Consider the following 17,733-nt stretch of genomic DNA (forward strand, 5'->3'; position numbering starts at 1 on the left):
AGGTTGGTGGTGCGTGATGCGTGATGGTCAGGCAGGAGGGCGGGAGCCCCCGCCGATTTCGCCCTGCCAGCGGCGGTACAGCCCGTGCTCCACGCCTGCCGCGTCGAGGACCCGGCCGGCCACGAAGTCCACCAGGTCCTGGATGTGCGTGGCGCCCGCGTAGAAGGCGGGCGAGGCGGGCACGACGCTCGCGCCCGCGTCGTCGAGGGCGACCAGGTGCCGCAGGGTCTGGCCGTTCAGCGGGGTCTCCCGCACGGCCACGACCAGCGGGCGCCGCTCCTTGAGCGTGACGCTCGCGGCCCGTTGGAGCAGGTCCTTCGACAGACCCAGCGCGACTCCGGCGACACACGCGGTGGAGGCCGGCACGATCAGCATCCCCTTCGAGGGGTACGACCCCGAGGACGGCCCCGCCGCCAGGTCCCCCGCGCTCCAGTGCCGTACGCCCTCGAGGTCCACCTCGAAGGTCCCCGGCTTGCCGTCCGCCCCCCGGGACAGCCATTCCCGCAGGTCGTCCTGCCAGTGGGCGTCCCGGAAGGAGATCTGGGTCTCGTCGAGCAGGGTCAGCCGGGAGGCCCGGGACACGACCAGGTCGACGCTCTCGCCGACAGAGAGCAGCGCGCGCAGCACGGCAGCGGCATAAGGAGTGCCGGAAGCGCCGGACACCCCTACGATCCAAGGCGTACGCGGCGTCTCTCCTGGCTTGACTGGGTTCACAACCCCGAGCCTATCCGGCGTCGCAGGGTGGGAACCGGCCAAGGGGTCCGGGCCGTTCCCCGAAGGGGACGAGCGAGCGGTGGGGGTTGCCATGTCCGGTGCCGAACTCGAGTGGTCGCGGGGTGGCCGTGCGAAGGCCGCGGCCAAGCTGATGGCGGGCTGGGTCGCGCTGCTGTGGCTGCTCGAAGTGGTGGACGTGGCCTTCGGCCACGCGCTGGACGACTTCGGCATCGTCCCGCGTGTCCCCGCCGAGCTGATCGACATCGTCCCGGCCGCCTTCCTGCACTTCGGCTTCGCCCATGTGGCCGCGAACAGCGTGCCGTTGCTGGTCCTCGGCTTCCTGGCGGCCCTCGGCGGTCTGCGCCGGTTCGCCGCGGTGTGCGCGCTGATCATCGTGGCGGACGGCCTGGGGGTCTGGCTGATATCCCCGGCGAACAGCAACACGGCCGGCGCCTCCGGGCTGATCTTCGGCCTCTTCGGCTTCCTGGTGGTCAGCGGCTTCGTCGAGCGCCGGCCCCTGGGCGTCCTGGTCGGTGTGCTGGTCGGCGCGGTCTGGGGCGGCGCGATCCTCGCGGGCCTCGCGCCCACGCAGTCCGGGGTCAGCTGGCAGGGCCATCTGATCGGCCTGGTGTCGGGCATGGCGGCGGCGTTCGTGTTCCGCCGCCGGACCCCCCTGCCGGCGCCGACGCGCTGACCCGCGCGCCGCTCACACCGTGAGCCCGCGCACCAGCAGGTCCAGCAGCGCACACACGAACAGGGCAATCCCGATGAACCCGTTGACGCTGAAGAACGCCCTGTTCAGGCGGGACAGGTCATGGGGTCGCACGATCGAGTGCTCGTAGACGAACGCGCCCGCCACGATCATCAGGCCGAACCAGAAGAAGGCACCCGCGTCGGTGGCGACGGCGTACCAGATGAACAACCCCGTCGTCACCGCGTGGCAGATTCGCGCGCCCCGGATGGCCGCCGGGATGCCGAAGCGGGCCGGGACCGACATGACGCCGACCTCGCGGTCGGTGTCGACGTCCTGGCAGGCGTAGATCAGGTCGAAGCCGCCGATCCAGATGCCGACGGCGAGACCGAGGATCACCGCGTCCCAGGACCACTCGCCGGAGATCGCCAGCCAGCCGCCGACCGGACCCATCGCCTGGGCGAGGCCGAGGATGGCCTGGGGGAAGTTCGTGAACCGTTTGCCGTACGGGTAGACCACCATCGGGATCACCGCGATGGGAGCCAGCGCCAGGCACAGGGGGTTCAGCAGGGCCGCCGAGCCCAGGAAGATCACCAGGGCGATCAGCGCGCCCGTCCAGGCGTGCTTCACCGACATCGCGCCGGTGACCAGCTCGCGGTGGGCCGTACGCGGGTTACGGGCGTCGATCTCCCGGTCGATGATCCGGTTGACCGCCATCGCGAAGGTCCGCAGGCCCACCATGCAGATGGTGACCAGGAGGAGGCGCCCCCAGTGGATGTTCTTGTCCCACTGGAACATCGCGGTGAGGGCGGCGATGTAGGCGAAGGGCAGGGCGAAGACCGAGTGCTCGATCATCACCAGGCGCAGGAAGGCCTTGGTGCGTCCCGGTTGCGGGAGAGCGGCGGACGCTGAACTCACAGCCCGTACTCCTTCCAGCGGCGGTCGACCTTCGCCGCCGTCTCCGGGTCGGACAGCACCATGTCGGGCCAGCCGCCGTCCCGCGTGTAGCCCTCCTCGGGCCACTTCTTCGTCGCGTCGATGCCCGCCTTGCCGCCCCAGAACTGCTGGTAGGAGGCATGGTCGAGATGGTCGACGGGACCTTCCACGACCGAGAGGTCACGGGCGTAGTCGGTGTTGCCGAGGGCCCGCCACGCGACCTCGTGCAGATCGTGGACGTCACAGTCGGAGTCGACGACCACGATCAGCTTGGTCAGGGACATCATGTGCGCCCCCCAGATCGCGTGCATCACCTTCTGCGCGTGCTTGGGGTACTTCTTGTCGATCGAGACGATCGCGCAGTTGTGGAAGCCGCCGGCCTCGGGCAGGTGGTAGTCCACGATGTCCGGCACGATGATCTTCAGCAGCGGGAGGAAGAACCGCTCCGTCGCACGGCCCAGGGGTCCGTCCTCCGTCGGAGGGCGGCCTACGACGATCGACTGCAGCAGCGGCCGCTTCCGCATCGTCACGCAGTCGATCTTCAGCGCGGGGAAGGGCTCCTGCGGGGTGTAGAAGCCGGTGTGGTCGCCGAAGGGACCCTCCGGAAGCATCTCCCCGGGCTCCAGCCAGCCCTCGATGACGACCTCGGCCTGCGCCGGCACCTGGAGCGGGACGGTCTTGCAGTCGACCATCTCGATCCGCTTGCCCGCGATGAACCCGGCGAAGAGGTACTCGTCGATGTCACCGGGCAGGGGCGCGGTGGAGGCGTAGGTCACGGCCGGCGGGCAGCCGAAGGCGATCGCCACCGGCAGCCGCTCGCCCCTGCGCGCCGCCACCTGGTAGTGGTTGCGGCTGTCCTTGTGGATCTGCCAGTGCATACCGATGGTGCGCTTGTCGTGGCGCTGCAGGCGGTACAGGCCCAGGTTCCGGATCCCGCTCTCCGGGTCCTTGGTGTGGGTGAGCCCCAGGTTGAAGAAGGACCCGCCGTCCTGCGGCCAGGTGAAGAGGGCGGGCAGCCGGTCGAGGTCGACGTCGTCGCCGTGCAGCACGACCTCATGGACCGGAGCTTCTTTCACCTTCTTCGGCGGTACGTGCGTCATCGCGCCGAGCTTCCCGAAGGCCTCCCGCACGCCCACGAACCCGTGCGGCAGTTCGGGCCGCAGCAGGCCGCCGATCTTCTCGGAGATCTCGCCGTACGACTTCAGCCCCAGGGCCTTCAGCAGCCGCCGGTCGGTCCCGAAGACGTTCATCGCGAGGGGCATCGCGGAGCCCTTCACGTTCTCGAAGAGCAGCGCCGGGCCCCCGGACTTCTGCACCCGGTCGACGATCTCCCCGACCTCCAGATACGGGTCCACCTCGGCCTTGACGCGTTTGAGGTCGCCCTCGCGCTCCAGGGCCCTGAGCAGGGAACGAAGATCGTCATAAGCCATGAGGTCAAGTATCCCCGAGCGGCTACCCTGGCCCGGTACCTGGGGTCCCGTGCTCGTGGCCCCGACGACCGTTCCCTTGGAAGGCCCCCATGCTCCGGGTACTGATGTTCCTCGTGCCACTGGCGCTCAGCGTCTACGCCTTCATCGACTGCATCAGCACGAAGGACGAGGACGTCCGCCACATGCCCAAGCCGCTGTGGGCCATCCTCGTCCTCGTCTTCCCGCTCGCCGGCTCGCTCTCCTGGCTCATCGCGGGCAAGAAGCGGCACCCGGCCGGCACGCCCGGCTCCGGCGGCTCCGCCGGCTCTCCGTGGAGCCGGGGCGGCGGGCAGCAGTGGGTGGCGCCCGACGACAATCCCGAGTTCCTCAAGTCCCTCAGGGACGAGGACGGCGACGAGGACAAGAAGGGGCGCGGCGAGGACCCCAAGGGCGACTGATGGAGCTGCGACTGCTCGTCACCTTCGAAAAGGTCGCCACCGTGCTGAGCTTCACGCGGGCGGCGGCCGAACTGCGGTACGCGCAGTCCAGTGTCACCGGTCAGATCCGTGCTCTGGAGTCCTCGCTCGGCACGGAGTTGTTCGACCGGCTCGGCAGCCGCATCCGCCTCACGGAGGCCGGTGAGCGGCTGCTGCCGTACGCCCGGCAGATCATCGAGCTGAACGAGGAGGCGCGGGCGACGGTCGTGGGCGCCGAGGAGCCCTCCGGTTCGCTCACGGTGGGCACGATGGAGTCGCTGACGTCGTACCGTCTGCCGCCGCTCCTGGAGTTCTTCCACCACCGGTACCCGAAGGTCCGCCTCTCCCTGCGCACCACCCTCGGCGACGAGACCCGGCAGGCCCTGCTGAGGGGGACGTACGACGTGGGGTTCCTGATGGAGCCCGAGACCGACCACGCCGGGTTGGAGAGCAGGGTGCTGGCGCCCGAGCCGCTGGTTCTGGTGGCCGCCCCCGGGCACCCGCTGGCCGCCGGTGCGGCCGGGCTGAAGACCGAGGACCTGGCCGAGGTCCAGCTGGTCGGGACCGAACCGGGCTGCCCGTACCGGGACTTGTTCGAGTCCGAGCTCGCCCACCGGACCGGGGCGCCGCCGCCCTTCATGGAGTTCGGCACGATCGAGGCGACCAAGCGGGGGGTGGCCGGCGGTCTCGGGGTGGCGCTGCTGCCCCGGATGGCGGTGGGCGGGGAGCTGGCGTCCGGGGCGCTCGCGGAGCTGGCGTGGGAGCCGCCGTTCCAGCTGTACACACAGCTGGCGTGGCGGGCCGGCAAGCGGCTGCCACGCCATCTGCGGCTGTTCATCGAGGCTGCGGAGCGGCTGGTGCGGGAGCAGACGGCGTCACCTGGGCCGTGACCTCGCGGGATGGCTTCGCCAGCGTGACCTTGAGGCTGGCCGCGACGATCAGCGGGACGCCGAGGGCCTGCACGAGGCCGATGTGGTGGCCGTAGACCAGCCAGTCCATGACCATGGCGACCGCCGGGTAGACGAAGGCGAGTACGGCGATCTTGGCGGTCGGGAGCTGGGCGTACGCGGCGTACATGAGGACGTACATCAGGCCGGTGTGGATGACGCCGAGTCCGACCAGCCAGCCCCAGTCGGCGCCGGTGCCGCGCATCGCGGCGAAGTCGGTGAAGGGGAGCAGCAGCGGGATCCCGACGAGCACCTGGACGAGGGCGACGAGGTGCGGGCGGACGCCGGTGACGCGCTTGGTGACCAGCGTGGACAGGCCGTAGAGGAGCGCGGCGAGCAACGCCTGCCCCACGCCCGTCAGATACGTCCCGCCGCTCGCGAAGTCGCCGGGGGTGACGCCCGAGACGAGGATCAGGCCCGCGAAGGCGACGGCGATCCAGCCGACCTTGGCGAGGGTGAGCCGCTCGCGGAACAGCAGGGCGCCCAGCAGGACCACGTAGAACGGCTGCGTGTGGTAGACCACCGTGGCGACGGAGATCGAGGTGTTCTCGTACGACTGGAAGAGCAGGACCCAGTTGAAGACGATGAACACGCCGCCCAGGACGGCGAGTCCGAGGGTGCGCGGGGTGAAGCCGTGGTCGCGGAGCCAGCCGCGGGCGACGACGTAGCCGCCGAGGGCGAGTGCGCCGAACAGGACGCGGAAGAAGACGACGTTGAAGGGTGAGGCGCCCGACTCGACGACGAAGACGCCGAGGGTGCCGGAGAGCACCATCGCCGCCGTCAGCTGGGCCGTGCCCTTGTTCTCCGAACCCTTGCTCTGTGTGGTCATGTCCAGGAAGCTACGAGCGGGCGGTCTGCCTGGTCCACGCGCCAGTGGGGCGTCCTGCCGATGCCCCCATCGGTGGGACCGATGCCTACAGGTTGTACGCCGGTGAGCCGCCCGAAGCGGACAACGCGCCCCTGGGCGGGGCCGGGCGGGGGCCGGACACTTACGTCGTATGACGACAGCTCCCGCCGACTCCACCGGCACCACGCTCACCCCCGAATACGGTGACAGGGTCATCGCCGTCGAGACGGCGGGCTCGGAACCGATCCCCGACGCCGAACGGCACGGCGGCCCGCTCCAGTTGCTGTGGACCTGGGCGTCCCCGAACATCGAGTTCGCGACGGTGTACATCGGCGTGATCTCGGTGCTGTTCTTCGGGCTCGGCTTCTGGCAGGCGACGGCGGCGCTTCTGCTGGGGACGGCGCTGGGCTCGCTGACCCACGGGATCCTCTCGCTGGACGGCCCGCGGTTCGGCGTACCGCAGATGGCGGTCGGCCGCTTCTCCTTCGGTTTCCGGGGCAATCTGCTGCCGTCGGGTGTGAACGCACTGGTCGCGGGTGTCGGCTGGTTCGCGGTGAACAGTGTGAGCGCCGCTTTCGCGCTGAACACGCTGACCGGGCTGCGTCCGCTGCCCTCCCTGTTGCTGGTGGTGGTCGCCGAGATCGTGATCGGCTTCATCGGCCACAACTTCGTCCACGCCTTCGAGAAGTACGCCTTCCCGGCGCTGGCGGTGATCTTCCTGCTGGCCGGTGTCTGGACCTTCAAGGAGGCCGACCTGGGCGGGGCGGGCGCCGGCGGCGGCATCGGCGGCTTCCTGCTCGCCTTCAGCGCGGCCTGGGGCTACGCGGCCGGCTGGAACCCGGGCGCCTCGGACTACTCCCGCTATCTCCCGCGTACGGCGAACCGCTTCAAGACCGCCCTGTACCCGGCCGTCGGCCTGTTCGTGTCGATCGCGGTGGTCGCCGTGATCGGCGCGGCGTCCGCGACGATCGTCGCCCCCGAGGGCGCCACCCCCACGGCCGCCTTCACGGGCCATCTCCCGGGCTGGCTCGGCAATCTCGTCCTGCTCGCCATCATCCTCGGCGCGGTCTCCGCGAACGCCCTGAACGTGTACTCGTCGGCCATGTCCATCACCTCCCTCGGCCTCTCGCTCCCGCCGTGGCTCGGCCGCGGCGCCATCGTCGTCCTGTGCGGTGTCGCCGGTACGTCGGCGGCGTGGGCGTCACTGGCGGACGCGGGGCACGCGTACGAGGCGTTCCTGCTGGTGATCGCGTACTGGGTGGGGCCGTGGCTCGGGGTCGTGCTGGTGGAGCGGTGGATGCAGGCGCGGACGCCGGCCGAGGTACTGGCGGGGCGGCTCGGTGACCGGACCTTCACCAACTGGCCCGGGATCGCGGCCCTGTTGATCGGTGTGGCGGTGTCCGTGCCGCTCTTCTCCAACCAGGAGAAGTACGTGGGGTGGGTGCCGGAGCAGTGGCCGTCCTTCGGCGACATCACGTGCCTGGTCGGGTTCGTGGTCAGTGCGGGGCTGTACGCGGGGCTGCGGGGACGGCTGGGGTCGCGGGTCTGAACGGACGGGGGTCCGCGAGTCCGCGAGGCCGGGGGTCCGCGGGTCAGCCCCTGAGTTCAGCCCTTGAGCACGAGTTCCAGCAGCCCCGGAAAGCGGGCCTCGAACTCCGCCCGGCGCAGGCGGTTGACGCGCCGGGGCCCCTCGTCGCGCTGTTCGACGAGACCGGCCCCTCGGAGCACGGCGAAGTGATGACTCAGGGCGGCCTTCCCGACCGGCACGTCGAAGCTGCCGCAGGCGCGCGTCCACTCGGGCGAGCCCGCCAACTCCCGGACGAGGGTGAGGCGTACGGGATCGGCGAGCGCGGCCAGCGCGGTGAGGACCGGGACGTCGTCGGGGTGGGTGTGGTCGGGGGCGGCCCGATGGCTGGTGGTGGCCACGCTGTCCTGCCTCCTGCTCCTGGACTCCCGCTTGCCGAGTGTTCGATGAAAACCATACACTCACGAGTGTTCGCTTTTCATTGAACAGTTCTCACTGACCACCGACCCGGGGAGTCCGGCATGCGCGCGATCGAGATCCAGGAGCACGGCGGCCCCGAGGTCCTCAGGCCGGTGGAGGCGGAGGTTCCCGAGCCGGGCCCCGGCCAGGTGAGCATCGACGTGGCGTACGCGGGCGTGAACTTCGCGGACCTGAAGGCCCGTTCGGACGGCTACCGGGTGCCCGCCCTCCCCTTCCGCCCCGGCCTGGAGGCCTCCGGTCGGGTGCGGGCGCTCGGCGAGGGGGTCACCGGGCTCTCCGTGGGCCAGGAGGTGACCGCGCTGACGGACGGCGGCGCCTACGCGGAGGTGGCCGTGGCGGAGGCGGCGACGGTCTTCCCGCTGCCGGAGAACGTGGACCTGCGCACGGCCGCGACCCTCCCCACGGTGCTGCCGACGGCCTACGCACTCGTCCACACGGTGGGCCGGCTCCAGCCGGGCGAGAGTGTCCTGGTGCAGGGCGCGGCGGGCGGAATCGGCACGGTGGTGGGGCAGTTGGCGAAGGCGGCGGGCGCCGGGGCGGTGTACGGGGTGGTCTCGGGAGAGGCGAAGGCGGCGTATGCCCGCGAGCACGGCTACGACGAGGTCTTCGTCGGCGAGTTCGAGAAGGCGGTACGGGAGGCGACCGGCGGTCGGGGTGTCGACCTGGCCCTCGACCCGGTGGGCGGCGAGACGTTCCGCGGCAGCCTGGCCTCCCTCGCGGTCTTCGGGCGACTCGTCTCCTTCGGCAACGCGAGTTCGGCCGAGCCGTGGAAGGTGGGCCAGCCGGAGCTGTTTCCGTACGGCGTCACGGTGGGCGGCTTCTCCATCCTGACCCTGGCGAAGACGGCCCCGGCACAGCTGCGGGCGCTGGCCGAGCGGGCGTTCACCACGGTGGCCGACGGCACGGTGTCCCTGCCGGTGACGGCGGAGTTCGCGCTGACGGAGGCGGCGGAGGCCCACCGGTTGATGGGAGCGAGGGCCAGCACGGGGAAGCTGCTGCTGAAGGTCGGAGCCTAGGAGAAAGCCGCTTGTCGGCTCCCGTGCCCATCCCCGGCGTACTGCCTGGCTTGGAACGAGTTCGAGGTGTCGAATCACCGGCTTGGATACGTCGCCACCGACCCGCTGCGACTGACCTCAGACGGCGGAGGAATCTGTCCGAGGTTCGCATCAGCAGCGCCGTGGCGCTTGCCCGTCTCCGCACTGACGCCGCCGGCGAGATCACAGTTGGTGTAGGCGGTGTTGAGGTGCTTCTCCACTTAGCGGGCGACGTCGGTAAGTGGCCACTTGCTCGTGGAGTTCACCAAGTACCTTGTGCCAGCCTCTACTTCGTCTTGAAGCGGGTGTAGATCTGTCGAAGCTGGTCCAGCGCGGCGGGATCGGTGCCGTCTCCGAAGGTGTAGTGAAGCGCGGGGTGCGCACGCGGCCCGAGTCGGGCAGGGGGAGGGCCCGTCTGAGCGGCACGCAGGCGGTTCGCGCCCAGGTCCCGGACCGCGCTGGGGCCGAGCGTCAGGGTGAGTGGAATCGGTATGGGCTCGAAGTGGGCGGGGGTGGTGAGGTCGGCGCGGGCGGTGCGTGTCTGGGTGAGCATGGTGGCGAGGTCGTGCCGGGTGACGAGGGTCTCGGCCAGGTCGGACAGTACGTCCGAGGTGGGCTGTTCTTGGTCTTCGTGGTAGCCCAGGGCCATCGTGATGTGTTCTTCGATGCCGGCAGGGGTGTGGGTGATGCTCATCGTGGCGAGCGCGGGACGGTCGGGGGCGCCGATGGCGATCAGCCAGGTGGGGGCGGAGTTCTGAGCGCGGGTGCGTGCCAGGTCGGTCAACTGCCTGCGTGACCATGGCACATTGACGGGTTCTGCCGTGGACCAGCCTGCGGGCGGGTTTCCGGTGAGCGCCTGCCAGGCGGTTTCCAGGGCGCCGCCGAGGAGGAGGTGTTCGCCTGCGGAGTGGATGGTGCGGATGGCCAGGATCAGTTGCCGTTGGCCTGCGGTGCCGGGTTGGGGTTTGAAGGCGTCCGCGGTTTGCGGGTTCTCTGCGGGAGGGGCGAAGTGTCCGTCTTTCCAGTGCAGTGCGGCGCCGGTGAGGCCGTCGTGATAGCCGCGCTCCGAGTCGCGTACCACCCAGCGGGACCGGAGGCGCCCCAGCAGGGTGCGGGTTGGGAGGGTGAGCCGGGTGGCGGGTGGGGTGACGATCTGCAGTTCCCGCTCGGCCTCGGCGGCGGTGCGCATGATCTCGGTGAGTGAGGCGGTGGCCGCCACGACGGGGCGGTCCTGGATCACGACGACGGCGCGGTCGGTGAGTATGTCCACCCCTGCCGGGGTGTGGGGAGCGGTTTCCCCGGGAGGGGTCTCTACGACGTCGGTCTCGCCGGATACAGCGGGCGGCCAGACGGCGCCTCCGAGAACCGCGGTCAGCCGCGCACCGATGGAACCGGCCAACTGCCCTGCCGTCTCATAGGCCGTGTTCGAGTGGATCTCTGTCCACCACACCGGGGCATCGACTCCCACGCCCGGCCCGAGCAGGCGCTCGACCTCTCCCTGCACTTGGACGAAGAGCGGCGCTTCGAACGACACCAGCGTCTGCCCGGCCTCGCCCTGCAGCTGAATCCTCGATTCGTCGGCACTTCTTGCTACCCGTACCTCGGGGCCGCCTGCATACAGACCGGCAAGTACGGTCCGCACGTCGGGCATTTTGGGAGTGAGTGCCAGTACGTCCTGGGTCACGTGTCTTTCCCGTCGGCGTGCTGGTCAGCGGACATTGACCTGGGCCCCGCGGCGGTTGAGCCAATCCTGCAATTCCGGACCGTCCAGTTCTCGGACTCCGTCTTCGTCGACCACCTTCGCCGGGCCAAAAACCACCCCGTTGAAACCAGTGACGACGGTTCCTTCATCCATCGTGACTTCAAATGCGGTGTCCTGCGCGGATGCGCCGGACAGATCGGCCCCCTGGAGTTGGCAGTCGAAGAACGAGGCGCCGTCCAGCTGGGCACTTCGGAAACTGGCCCCCCGGGCATCCACCAACGACACTTCCGCGCTGCCAAGATTCACGCGGTTCAGATTCGCTCCACGCAGAACGGCGTGATCGAGTACCGATTTCACCAAGGTGCTCCCGGAGAGATCGGCACCGGTGAAGTCTGCTCCCTCGAGATGGGAACGGTACAAGTCCACTTTGATCAGCTTGGCCTCGTGCAGGATCGCTTGTGACAGGAGGCTGTTGGCGAGCTCGCTGCCGGAGAGGTCGACGCGAGAGAGGTTCATGCCAGCCACGTCCAAGAGCGGATCTACGCCTGCTGCCCAACGGTCAAGAGCCTCGGCTGCCTCTTGACTGTCAGGCATACGCGTGATCCGGCGCGACTCACGGGTACCAGATGACACTATTGCCCCATCCTCTTCGCTCGACCATGGCCTTGATGTCGTCGATAGCGGCCTGATTTGCATTCCGCGTATCAATGATGACGGTGCGGTCGAGTTTCTCGATCTGCTTTGTCATCTTCTTTTCCCAGCTGCCATTGTTCTGCGGGTCGTAAGCTCCCCTGAAGGGCATCGACTTGTCCCGCTGAGTATTCAGCGGCGGCCAGTCGGAATGCACTCCCTTGAGGTCGTAGTACTGCCCGGTGCTGGGCGAATAGTAGTCACCCTGGTTGGCCTTCAAGGGGCGCTGGATGTCTGCAGGAAGTTTACCTTGCTCTCTCAGGTCGATACCCACCCGCGCTTCGTCCATCTCTGACGGCTCGACTTTCCCCTCATGGTCAGGATCATGCTTGAGGACGTCGAAGTCGCTGCGGTATTGGTCTTCCAGATCCGCAAGGCGTTGATCGACCGCTGTCTTTTCCTCTGCGGTCAACTCCTGCTTGGGCCCATCTGCCGGATCAGGCGCGTCCCCACCAAGACCGGGGGAATCGCCGCCCGCTCCTCCACTGCCTGATCCACCGTCACCAGCAGGGTGATGGGGTATCCCGTCGCCGCCTGCTCCGCCGCCGTCCGCGCCGCCGGCCGCATGTCCGGTTTCCCCATGGACAGGGGGAGCTTCCCCGCCGCTTGACGCCTCCGGGCCGGTGCTTCGCTCGGATACGTGGGCGCCGCCTTCGGGAGAGCGTCCCCCGACGGTGGCGAGTTCCCGGTCGTGACTTGGGGCATTGCCGGTGAGATCGGTGCCCGCGGGTTCGGTCTTGGGCTTGGCGGTGATGGGGTTGTTGTCGGAGTCGAGGATGGTGAACTTGCCGTCCTCGACGTGTACCGCATAGCCGTTGTCAAGTTCCCAGACGGTGTGCGGGTTGTTCGGGCCTGGGATGCCGTCGAGGCGGGCGCCGGCCTTGGCGATGATCTCGGACATCTTGGGAAGTGAGGTCACGGCCTGACCGGCCTTGAGGCCGGCGCCGACCGGGTCGAGGAATTCGAGGACGCGTGCCGCCTTGGCGGCCGTTGCGCTGCCCCTGAGGCCGCTGCCCGCCAAGCCTCCCAGGCCGAACGTGCCCACAGTGACGATCACTGTGCCGGAGGCGCGGGCCGGATTCTCGCCCCATGTGTCCCAGGCGACCGTGCCTTTGAAGAAGTCCTTGGCCGCCTGTTTGGCACGCTTCTCGTCGGCGCTTTCCTCATCCGGGCCGATGGTGTGGTCCATGACCCAGTCGTAGGGCGTAGCGGTGTACAGGCCGATTCCTGTGACGGCGTCCTTGAGGCTGCCCCAGGCGTCCCCGGCGGCGTCGCTGCCGTCCCAGCCGAAGAGGGTGGCGCCGCCGCGGATGCCGCCCCAGACGTTGTCCTTGATAATGCCGTCCCAGACCACGCTCTTGGCGCCGTGCCCCCACCAGTCCAGGCTCCACGTCTCGTACGTGCGCTGCTCCGGGGTGCCCCAGGGAAGTTCCTTGGCCTGCTTGATCATGTCGGCGGTGTAGCCGTACATGCCCGGCTTGTGCGTACCGTCGTCGACCTTCCACTCGGGGCGGCACATGGCCGGACTGATCGCGTTGATCTTGTTGGCGGCCGCACGTTCGGCGGCCTCGAACCCGGCCCGTGCCGCGGCCACATCGTCCATCAGCGCCTGGTGCTTGTCGGACTTGGCCTCGTCATCGGTCCAGTCGTCATCGCCCGCAACGCTCTCGACGAACGTGAAGGCATCGGCTCTGAGTTGCTTGAGCCGGTCCGCGTACGGCTTCGCGTCCTTGACGAACGTTTCCAGGGCACCGGCCAGCGCCTCCACGTTGTCCGCGAAATCGTCGGCGGTGGCCTTCACCGGCCCCGTGGTACCCAGGAGTTGGTGCGCTTCCGGCGCTTTGTAGTGCGCGGCGATCCCCTGGAAGCGGGAGTGGACGTCCCCGCCGCCGCTGCGGATGCCGCCCGCGCGGGTGCGCAGACTGGAGGCGGCCTTCTCTAATTCGCCGAAGTCACCGGTGTACTGCGGGATCATCCCCGGTTCGATCATGCCGACTATTTCCCGTCCCGCTTGCCGGCAACAGCATTGAGCTCCTGGGGGGTGGGGGCTTTGGATGCCTCACGCTGCGCGTCGGCGGCCATCTTCAGATCACCCTCGACGTACTCGGTGGTCGCCGCGATGGTCCCCTCCATGGTCTTCCTGGTGCGGGCGCCCATGAACCTGACCTTGTGCTCGGTGTCGGTGACGAAGTTCGCCACCGCCGCACCCACCGGTCCCACAGGAGCGTTCCCGCAGTACGGACCGCTGATCGTCCCCGCGGACACGGCGGCACTCTGCGCGCTCTTGCCATAGCCCTGTACATCTTTGCTCAGCTCGTCGGCGGCCTGACCCACCAACGACAGGATCGACTGCACCCCGCTGGGTGAAATGTCCCACCCGGTCACGCCAACCCCACCCTCGGTTAGTCCACCCTCGCCTCAGCGGCCGACCGCCGCCCGCGGACGAGCTGCGGCTTGCAACAGATTGTCGATCAACCTTCCCCAGGGCTCCTGGGATATGCAAGCCCTGCCGATCCCCAAGCTCAGTGATCCCGTTCATAGAGTGACGCCGCGCCGGTTGCTGTCGACGGCGCTCAGACGCCGGGCCGACGGCTGCGAGGAGATTCCGGCGCCGAGCCGTCCAAGAAGAGATCGGTGAGGGCCCACACCGCGGAGTCAAGCAAGTCCGGCAACTTCTCCTCGTGGTCGCTCGCGCACACGTACGTCGTCATCTGCTCCTCCAACGCCGTATGCGACCGGCGGCACAGGAAAGAGGTGTTCCGCTTCGATCCCGCGGAGATGAGGGACCCCCCTGCGAACGCGGTCCTCGGTGCCGGATGGAGCTGGCGCGGCATGAATTTCCGGCTCTGACGACCGGCCCGCCGGTCAGCGCAGGGCGGAGGTGAACGCGGACCAGGCGGCGTGACTGACGAGCAGGACGGGGCCGTCAGGGGTTTTGCTGTCGCGGACGGGGACGAGGGTGGGGAACTCGGGGGCTATTTCGATACAGTTGCCGCCGTTGGCGTCGCTGTGACTGCTCTTGATCCAGGTCGCGGCGCTGAGATCGTGGCTGTTCATGATGCTCGTACCTCTCCATCGCGTCGCTGATCAAAGCGGCGGACTCGGGGGCTGACGGAGAGTCCGCCCTGAGCACATCATAGGTCTGGCTGTGCCGCGCATAGACGGCTGGATCGTCGCTGAAATGGCCGCGGTCCAGCGATTCCGAGTAGACCCACTCGTGCCCCTCGGGCAGCCTGATCAGTGACATGGAGCCACTGGGCCGGAAGAGCCCGATGCGGTCGGCCGGAGCAACCTGGATGTGGATGTTGGGGTGCCGCCCGGCGTCGAGCAGGTGCGCGCACTGGTCCCGCATGATGGCCGGGCCGCCCACCATGTTGCGCAGGCAACTCTCGTCGAGGACGGCGGCGTAGAACGGCCCGCCGTCGGCCAGGAAGCGCCGCTGGCGGCTCAGTCGGGCCCTCACGCGTTCCTCCAACTCCTCGCCGCTCACGAGGCGTGAGAACAAGGCCCGCGCGTAGTCGTCCGTCTGCAACAGGCCGGGGACGACGCGCTCTTGATATTCCCTCAGCCCGGTGGTGACAGCATCCATCTCGGCCCTGCGCCGGAACCAGTCCGGATGCTCCACCTGCGGATACCAGTCGATCCGCCCCCACAACCGCAGCAACACCCCACCCGTGCCCAGCAGTTCGTCGCACTTCTTCGCGAACGTGTCCTGCGGGACCCGCGCCCCCGCCTCGACCCGCGCCACCTGCGACCGGTCGCAGGGGATCTCCCGGGCCAGCCCCTCCTGCGTGAGCAGCGCGGCCTCGCGGAAGTGCTTGAGGACCTCGCCGAACACGGCGGCCGTACTCGTGCTGAGCCCGGATCCCGCGTCGGCGTTGCGTCGGCTCACGACTGCCTCCCCCCTCCGTGACAGTGGACCACTGGCACGCGCCAGGCGTTGATGCGGACCGTTCCCCTGGGCGACGCTCGATACACCCAGAGTTACGAAAGGTGGCGGGAGTTGCACATGCCTGAGCGGATGGAACCGGGAACGCTCGTCTACGACCCGCAGACGCGCAAGGTCGGCGAGTACCAGGACAGGGCGGGCCCGTACGTGATGCTGCGCCCCGTCGGCGGCGGGCGGGAGTGGCAGGCGGACCCGGCGCGTATCCGTGCGGCGACCCGGGAGGAACGGCTGAGCGCGGGCGTACGGGCGGCCAACGACCGTTCCAGAGAAGGGTTCGTGACCCCGCCCCTAACGGAGGCCGACGCGGATCGGCCGCCCGTCCCGGTCCCCGGTTGCGCGACGTGCGAGGAGCTGGCGACCCGGCGGGAGGAGGCACGGGCCGCGTTCGACCCCAGCGCGGAGACGGACGCGAACGTACTGCTGAGACAGCACCGACGCCGGGAACACGGCGGGGCCCCGACCGGGCACCGGATCTTCCGGTACGTGCCGTACACGATCGTGCAGGACGCCTCCGCGCAGCCGGAGTACCAGGCGTACTGCGTGTCGGGCGACGAGGCCGACTGCGGCGCGAGTTCCGGCCCGTGCCAGGCCCCCGGCGAGGTCGAGGAGTGGCAACGCCGGCACACCCAGGAGACCTGGCACACCCGGTATCGCCGCAGCTTCGCCGACTACGCGGTGTTCGAGCGCCCGTGAGCCGGGACCTGCGCCGGGAGCGCGACAGCGAGACCTTCCGGCCGCGCGATACTGTGCTTGATATACTGGCATGAACCTGTATATCAAGCACGCTCGGGAGGTCACATGTCCAGGACCCTGGTCGACATCGACGACGACATGCTGGCTTTCGCCCAGCAGCAGCTCGGTACCAAAACGAAGCGGGACACCATCAACCGCGCCTTGACGATAGCGGCCGCGGTCAGCGCGGACGACCGGGCACGGGCGCTGCGCTGGTTGCAGGAGAACGCGGACGACTTCCTCGACTTCGAGGCCCTTGAGGAACTGGAGCGATCAGGGCAGTGACCTACCTGGCCGACACCTCGGCGGTCTGGCGACTCCTGCGAGGGCAGATCGAAGCTCCCTGGCCCGAACATGTCGCGCGTGGCCTGGTGGCCATCTCCCCTCCTGTCGAGGCCGAATTGATGCGCGGGGTGCGCGCGGACCGCGACTACAAACCCTTCTTCACCATGCTCGGGCAGACCTTCGGTTGGGTACCGGCGCTCGACGACGCCTGGCCGAGGATCGTCGCCGTACAGCGTGAACTGCTGAAGATCGGCCACCACCGAGGCCCATCACCGATCGACATCCTCATCGCCCTCACCGCCGAACATCACCGTCTGACCGTCCTCCACATCGACGACGACTTCGGGGCCATCGCCAAAGTCCGCCCAGACATCCCGATGATCCGCCTGCAACCGAATGTCCGGTGAGCGCACTCAGCGCAGCCGCGACGACGACAGGATCGACAGCAGGTGGGCCGGGACCATCACCCATGTGATGACGGCCAGCGCGCCAAGTGCCCAGCGGGTCGGGTCGATGCCGCCGGTCACCTCGTCGGCGACCGCCGCGACCAGCAGGACCAGCGACGCCTCGATGCCGTTCGTCACGCGGTGGATCTTGAAGGCGGCGGCGAGGCGGCGGACCGTCGCCACGCCCTGCGAGCGCGGGCGGGTCGACTCGTCGTCGACGACGCCCAGTCCGCGCCGGGCGCGGGCCACGTCGACGAGGTCGGTCGACGCCTTCAGCAGGACGACGCCGAGGGCGGTGGCGATGCCGATCGACAGCCAGCCGCCGACGCCCGACTCGGCGGCCCGGTAGCCCGCCCCCGCGAGCAGGGCCGCGTCGGCCAGATAGGCGCCGAGCCGGTCGACGTATATGCCGGACGCGCTGTTCTGGCCCTTCCAGCGGGCGACCTCACCGTCCACGCAGTCGAAGAGGAGGAACAACTGCATGAGGACGACGGCCAGTACGGCACCCGTCAGGCCCGGGATCATCAGCGCGGCCCCGGAGGCCATCCCGCACACGACCATCGTCCAGGTCAGCTGGTCGGGGGTGACCGGCGTGCGCACCAGCTGCCGGGTGAACCGCAGCGAGATGCGCCGCATGTACAGCCGGCCCGCCCAGTGTTCCCCGTTGCGGCTCGCCAGCTTGGCCTGCGGCTGGCAGACCTCCCGCAGCTCCTCCAGAACCGGAGCAGCAACCATGACCGTTCCTCCCACGCCAGGGGCTCAACTCCCGCCGACGCGGCGGTGATCGGCACAGGTTACCTGCCCGCCTGCTGGACAGATGACGGCGGATTTTGACACGGTGAAGCACACCGGCCCGTATTCGAACACGTG

The 17,733-nt window shown here is 69.0% G+C and carries 21 protein-coding genes; 8 read left to right on the forward strand and 13 right to left on the reverse strand.

Features of this window, described 5'->3' with window-relative positions; translation table 11 throughout:
- Nucleotides 1-27: 27 nt before the first annotated feature.
- Nucleotides 28-714, reverse strand: a complete 687-nt coding sequence (locus ADK57_RS30875; protein ID WP_078973432.1) for a UbiX family flavin prenyltransferase — start codon at nt 712-714, stop codon at nt 28-30.
- A gap of 91 nt (nt 715-805) precedes the next feature.
- On the opposite strand from ADK57_RS30875, the gene ADK57_RS30880 reads away from it, so the two are divergent.
- Complete coding sequence (locus ADK57_RS30880) at nt 806-1,408, forward strand: rhomboid family intramembrane serine protease (RefSeq protein ID WP_053752909.1); 603 nt, start codon at nt 806-808, stop codon at nt 1,406-1,408.
- A gap of 12 nt (nt 1,409-1,420) precedes the next feature.
- Here ADK57_RS30880 and mqnP read toward each other — a convergent pair whose 3' ends face one another.
- Together mqnP and ADK57_RS30890 are read right to left on the reverse strand one after the other, a co-directional pair.
- On the reverse strand, nt 1,421-2,323 hold the full coding sequence (mqnP, locus tag ADK57_RS30885; protein WP_053752910.1) for a menaquinone biosynthesis prenyltransferase MqnP: 903 nt from the start codon (nt 2,321-2,323) through the stop codon (nt 1,421-1,423).
- Complete coding sequence (locus ADK57_RS30890) at nt 2,320-3,771, reverse strand: menaquinone biosynthesis decarboxylase (protein ID WP_053752911.1); 1,452 nt, start codon at nt 3,769-3,771, stop codon at nt 2,320-2,322. Before ADK57_RS30890 ends, mqnP begins: the two co-directional genes overlap by 4 nt.
- An 89-nt stretch (nt 3,772-3,860) precedes the next feature.
- Between ADK57_RS30890 and ADK57_RS30895 the strand changes: the two genes are divergently transcribed.
- Both ADK57_RS30895 and ADK57_RS30900 read left to right on the forward strand, forming a co-directional pair.
- Nucleotides 3,861-4,208: a PLD nuclease N-terminal domain-containing protein gene (locus tag ADK57_RS30895; protein ID WP_053752912.1), complete on the forward strand. Its 348-nt coding sequence runs from the start codon at nt 3,861-3,863 to the stop codon at nt 4,206-4,208.
- Complete coding sequence (locus ADK57_RS30900; protein ID WP_053752913.1) at nt 4,208-5,116, forward strand: LysR family transcriptional regulator; 909 nt, start codon at nt 4,208-4,210, stop codon at nt 5,114-5,116. The genes ADK57_RS30895 and ADK57_RS30900 overlap by 1 nt, the downstream gene beginning before the upstream one ends.
- Here the strand turns inward: ADK57_RS30900 and ADK57_RS30905 are convergent.
- Complete coding sequence (locus ADK57_RS30905) at nt 5,061-6,002, reverse strand: DMT family transporter (protein ID WP_053752914.1); 942 nt, start codon at nt 6,000-6,002, stop codon at nt 5,061-5,063. The genes ADK57_RS30900 and ADK57_RS30905 overlap by 56 nt on opposite strands.
- A 169-nt stretch (nt 6,003-6,171) precedes the next feature.
- On the opposite strand from ADK57_RS30905, the gene ADK57_RS30910 reads away from it, so the two are divergent.
- Nucleotides 6,172-7,569 carry a purine-cytosine permease family protein gene (locus ADK57_RS30910; protein WP_053752915.1) on the forward strand — a complete coding sequence of 466 codons (1,398 nt, stop codon included), beginning with the start codon at nt 6,172-6,174 and terminating at the stop codon, nt 7,567-7,569.
- Nucleotides 7,570-7,625: 56 nt separating this feature from the next.
- Here the strand turns inward: ADK57_RS30910 and ADK57_RS30915 are convergent, their stop codons facing one another.
- A complete protein-coding gene (locus ADK57_RS30915) occupies nt 7,626-7,946 on the reverse strand; it encodes an ArsR/SmtB family transcription factor (RefSeq protein WP_053752916.1) in 321 nt (106 codons plus the stop codon).
- A 120-nt stretch (nt 7,947-8,066) separates the two neighbouring features.
- Between ADK57_RS30915 and ADK57_RS30920 the strand changes: the two genes are divergently transcribed.
- Entirely contained in the window at nt 8,067-9,041 is a 975-nt protein-coding gene (locus ADK57_RS30920; protein WP_053752917.1) for a quinone oxidoreductase family protein, read from the forward strand.
- Nucleotides 9,042-9,345: 304 nt separating this feature from the next.
- Here the strand turns inward: ADK57_RS30920 and ADK57_RS30925 are convergent, their stop codons facing one another.
- The 7 genes from ADK57_RS30925 to ADK57_RS30950 all read right to left on the reverse strand — a co-directional run bounded on the left by ADK57_RS30925 (nt 9,346) and on the right by ADK57_RS30950 (nt 15,343).
- Nucleotides 9,346-10,710, reverse strand: a complete 1,365-nt coding sequence (locus tag ADK57_RS30925) for a DUF6177 family protein (RefSeq protein WP_053752918.1) — start codon at nt 10,708-10,710, stop codon at nt 9,346-9,348.
- A gap of 57 nt (nt 10,711-10,767) precedes the next feature.
- Complete coding sequence (locus tag ADK57_RS30930; RefSeq protein ID WP_234390465.1) at nt 10,768-11,277, reverse strand: pentapeptide repeat-containing protein; 510 nt, start codon at nt 11,275-11,277, stop codon at nt 10,768-10,770.
- A 97-nt stretch (nt 11,278-11,374) separates the two neighbouring features.
- Nucleotides 11,375-13,441, reverse strand: coding sequence for a hypothetical protein (locus ADK57_RS30935; protein ID WP_053752920.1), 2,067 nt, complete (start codon nt 13,439-13,441; stop codon nt 11,375-11,377).
- A 5-nt stretch (nt 13,442-13,446) separates the two neighbouring features.
- Entirely contained in the window at nt 13,447-13,836 is a 390-nt protein-coding gene (locus ADK57_RS30940; RefSeq protein WP_053752921.1) for a DUF6507 family protein, read from the reverse strand.
- A 188-nt stretch (nt 13,837-14,024) separates the two neighbouring features.
- Entirely contained in the window at nt 14,025-14,162 is a 138-nt protein-coding gene (locus tag ADK57_RS50125) for a hypothetical protein (RefSeq protein WP_159050176.1), read from the reverse strand.
- A gap of 154 nt (nt 14,163-14,316) precedes the next feature.
- The gene (locus ADK57_RS51520; RefSeq protein WP_234390466.1) at nt 14,317-14,430 is read right to left on the reverse strand and encodes a DUF397 domain-containing protein; all 114 of its coding nucleotides are present in this window, start codon (nt 14,428-14,430) and stop codon (nt 14,317-14,319) included.
- Nucleotides 14,378-15,343, reverse strand: a complete 966-nt coding sequence (locus ADK57_RS30950) for a helix-turn-helix domain-containing protein (RefSeq protein ID WP_053752923.1) — start codon at nt 15,341-15,343, stop codon at nt 14,378-14,380. Before ADK57_RS30950 ends, ADK57_RS51520 begins: the two co-directional genes overlap by 53 nt.
- A gap of 117 nt (nt 15,344-15,460) precedes the next feature.
- Between ADK57_RS30950 and ADK57_RS52615 the strand changes: the two genes are divergently transcribed.
- The 3 genes from ADK57_RS52615 to ADK57_RS30965 all read left to right on the forward strand — a co-directional run bounded on the left by ADK57_RS52615 (nt 15,461) and on the right by ADK57_RS30965 (nt 16,824).
- Nucleotides 15,461-16,093, forward strand: coding sequence for a hypothetical protein (locus tag ADK57_RS52615; protein ID WP_063786039.1), 633 nt, complete (start codon nt 15,461-15,463; stop codon nt 16,091-16,093).
- 105 nt (nt 16,094-16,198) lie between these two features.
- Nucleotides 16,199-16,417 (forward strand): type II toxin-antitoxin system VapB family antitoxin, encoded by a 219-nt coding sequence (locus ADK57_RS30960; protein ID WP_053752925.1) that lies wholly within the window; start codon nt 16,199-16,201, stop codon nt 16,415-16,417.
- Entirely contained in the window at nt 16,414-16,824 is a 411-nt protein-coding gene (locus tag ADK57_RS30965) for a PIN domain nuclease (RefSeq protein WP_053752926.1), read from the forward strand. Before ADK57_RS30960 ends, ADK57_RS30965 begins: the two co-directional genes overlap by 4 nt.
- A 6-nt stretch (nt 16,825-16,830) precedes the next feature.
- Here ADK57_RS30965 and ADK57_RS30970 read toward each other — a convergent pair whose 3' ends face one another.
- Nucleotides 16,831-17,598 (reverse strand): CDP-alcohol phosphatidyltransferase family protein, encoded by a 768-nt coding sequence (locus ADK57_RS30970; protein ID WP_053752927.1) that lies wholly within the window; start codon nt 17,596-17,598, stop codon nt 16,831-16,833.
- Between the last annotated feature and the right edge of the window lie 135 nt (nt 17,599-17,733).

It is taken from the genome of Streptomyces sp. MMG1533, from assembly GCF_001279775.1.
Classification (GTDB): Bacteria; Actinomycetota; Actinomycetes; order Streptomycetales; family Streptomycetaceae; genus Streptomyces.

What these genes read in the sequence shown, in the direction of transcription:
- ADK57_RS30890 (WP_053752911.1), bottom strand. Translation starts at nt 3,771, where the DNA reads ATGGCTTATGACGATCTTCGTTCCCTGCTCAGGGCCCTGGAGCGCGAG.
- ADK57_RS30970 (WP_053752927.1), bottom strand. Translation starts at nt 17,598, where the DNA reads ATGGTTGCTGCTCCGGTTCTGGAGGAGCTGCGGGAGGTCTGCCAGCCG.
- ADK57_RS30905 (WP_053752914.1), bottom strand. Translation starts at nt 6,002, where the DNA reads ATGACCACACAGAGCAAGGGTTCGGAGAACAAGGGCACGGCCCAGCTG.
- ADK57_RS50125 (WP_159050176.1), bottom strand. Translation starts at nt 14,162, where the DNA reads ATGACGACGTACGTGTGCGCGAGCGACCACGAGGAGAAGTTGCCGGAC.
- ADK57_RS30920 (WP_053752917.1), top strand. Translation starts at nt 8,067, where the DNA reads ATGCGCGCGATCGAGATCCAGGAGCACGGCGGCCCCGAGGTCCTCAGG.
- ADK57_RS30930 (WP_234390465.1), bottom strand. Translation starts at nt 11,277, where the DNA reads ATGAACCTCTCTCGCGTCGACCTCTCCGGCAGCGAGCTCGCCAACAGC.
- ADK57_RS30900 (WP_053752913.1), top strand. Translation starts at nt 4,208, where the DNA reads ATGGAGCTGCGACTGCTCGTCACCTTCGAAAAGGTCGCCACCGTGCTG.
- ADK57_RS52615 (WP_063786039.1), top strand. Translation starts at nt 15,461, where the DNA reads ATGCCTGAGCGGATGGAACCGGGAACGCTCGTCTACGACCCGCAGACG.
- ADK57_RS30960 (WP_053752925.1), top strand. Translation starts at nt 16,199, where the DNA reads ATGTCCAGGACCCTGGTCGACATCGACGACGACATGCTGGCTTTCGCC.
- ADK57_RS30925 (WP_053752918.1), bottom strand. Translation starts at nt 10,710, where the DNA reads ATGCCCGACGTGCGGACCGTACTTGCCGGTCTGTATGCAGGCGGCCCC.
- ADK57_RS30910 (WP_053752915.1), top strand. Translation starts at nt 6,172, where the DNA reads ATGACGACAGCTCCCGCCGACTCCACCGGCACCACGCTCACCCCCGAA.
- ADK57_RS30935 (WP_053752920.1), bottom strand. Translation starts at nt 13,441, where the DNA reads ATGATCGAACCGGGGATGATCCCGCAGTACACCGGTGACTTCGGCGAA.
- ADK57_RS30880 (WP_053752909.1), top strand. Translation starts at nt 806, where the DNA reads ATGTCCGGTGCCGAACTCGAGTGGTCGCGGGGTGGCCGTGCGAAGGCC.
- ADK57_RS30895 (WP_053752912.1), top strand. Translation starts at nt 3,861, where the DNA reads ATGCTCCGGGTACTGATGTTCCTCGTGCCACTGGCGCTCAGCGTCTAC.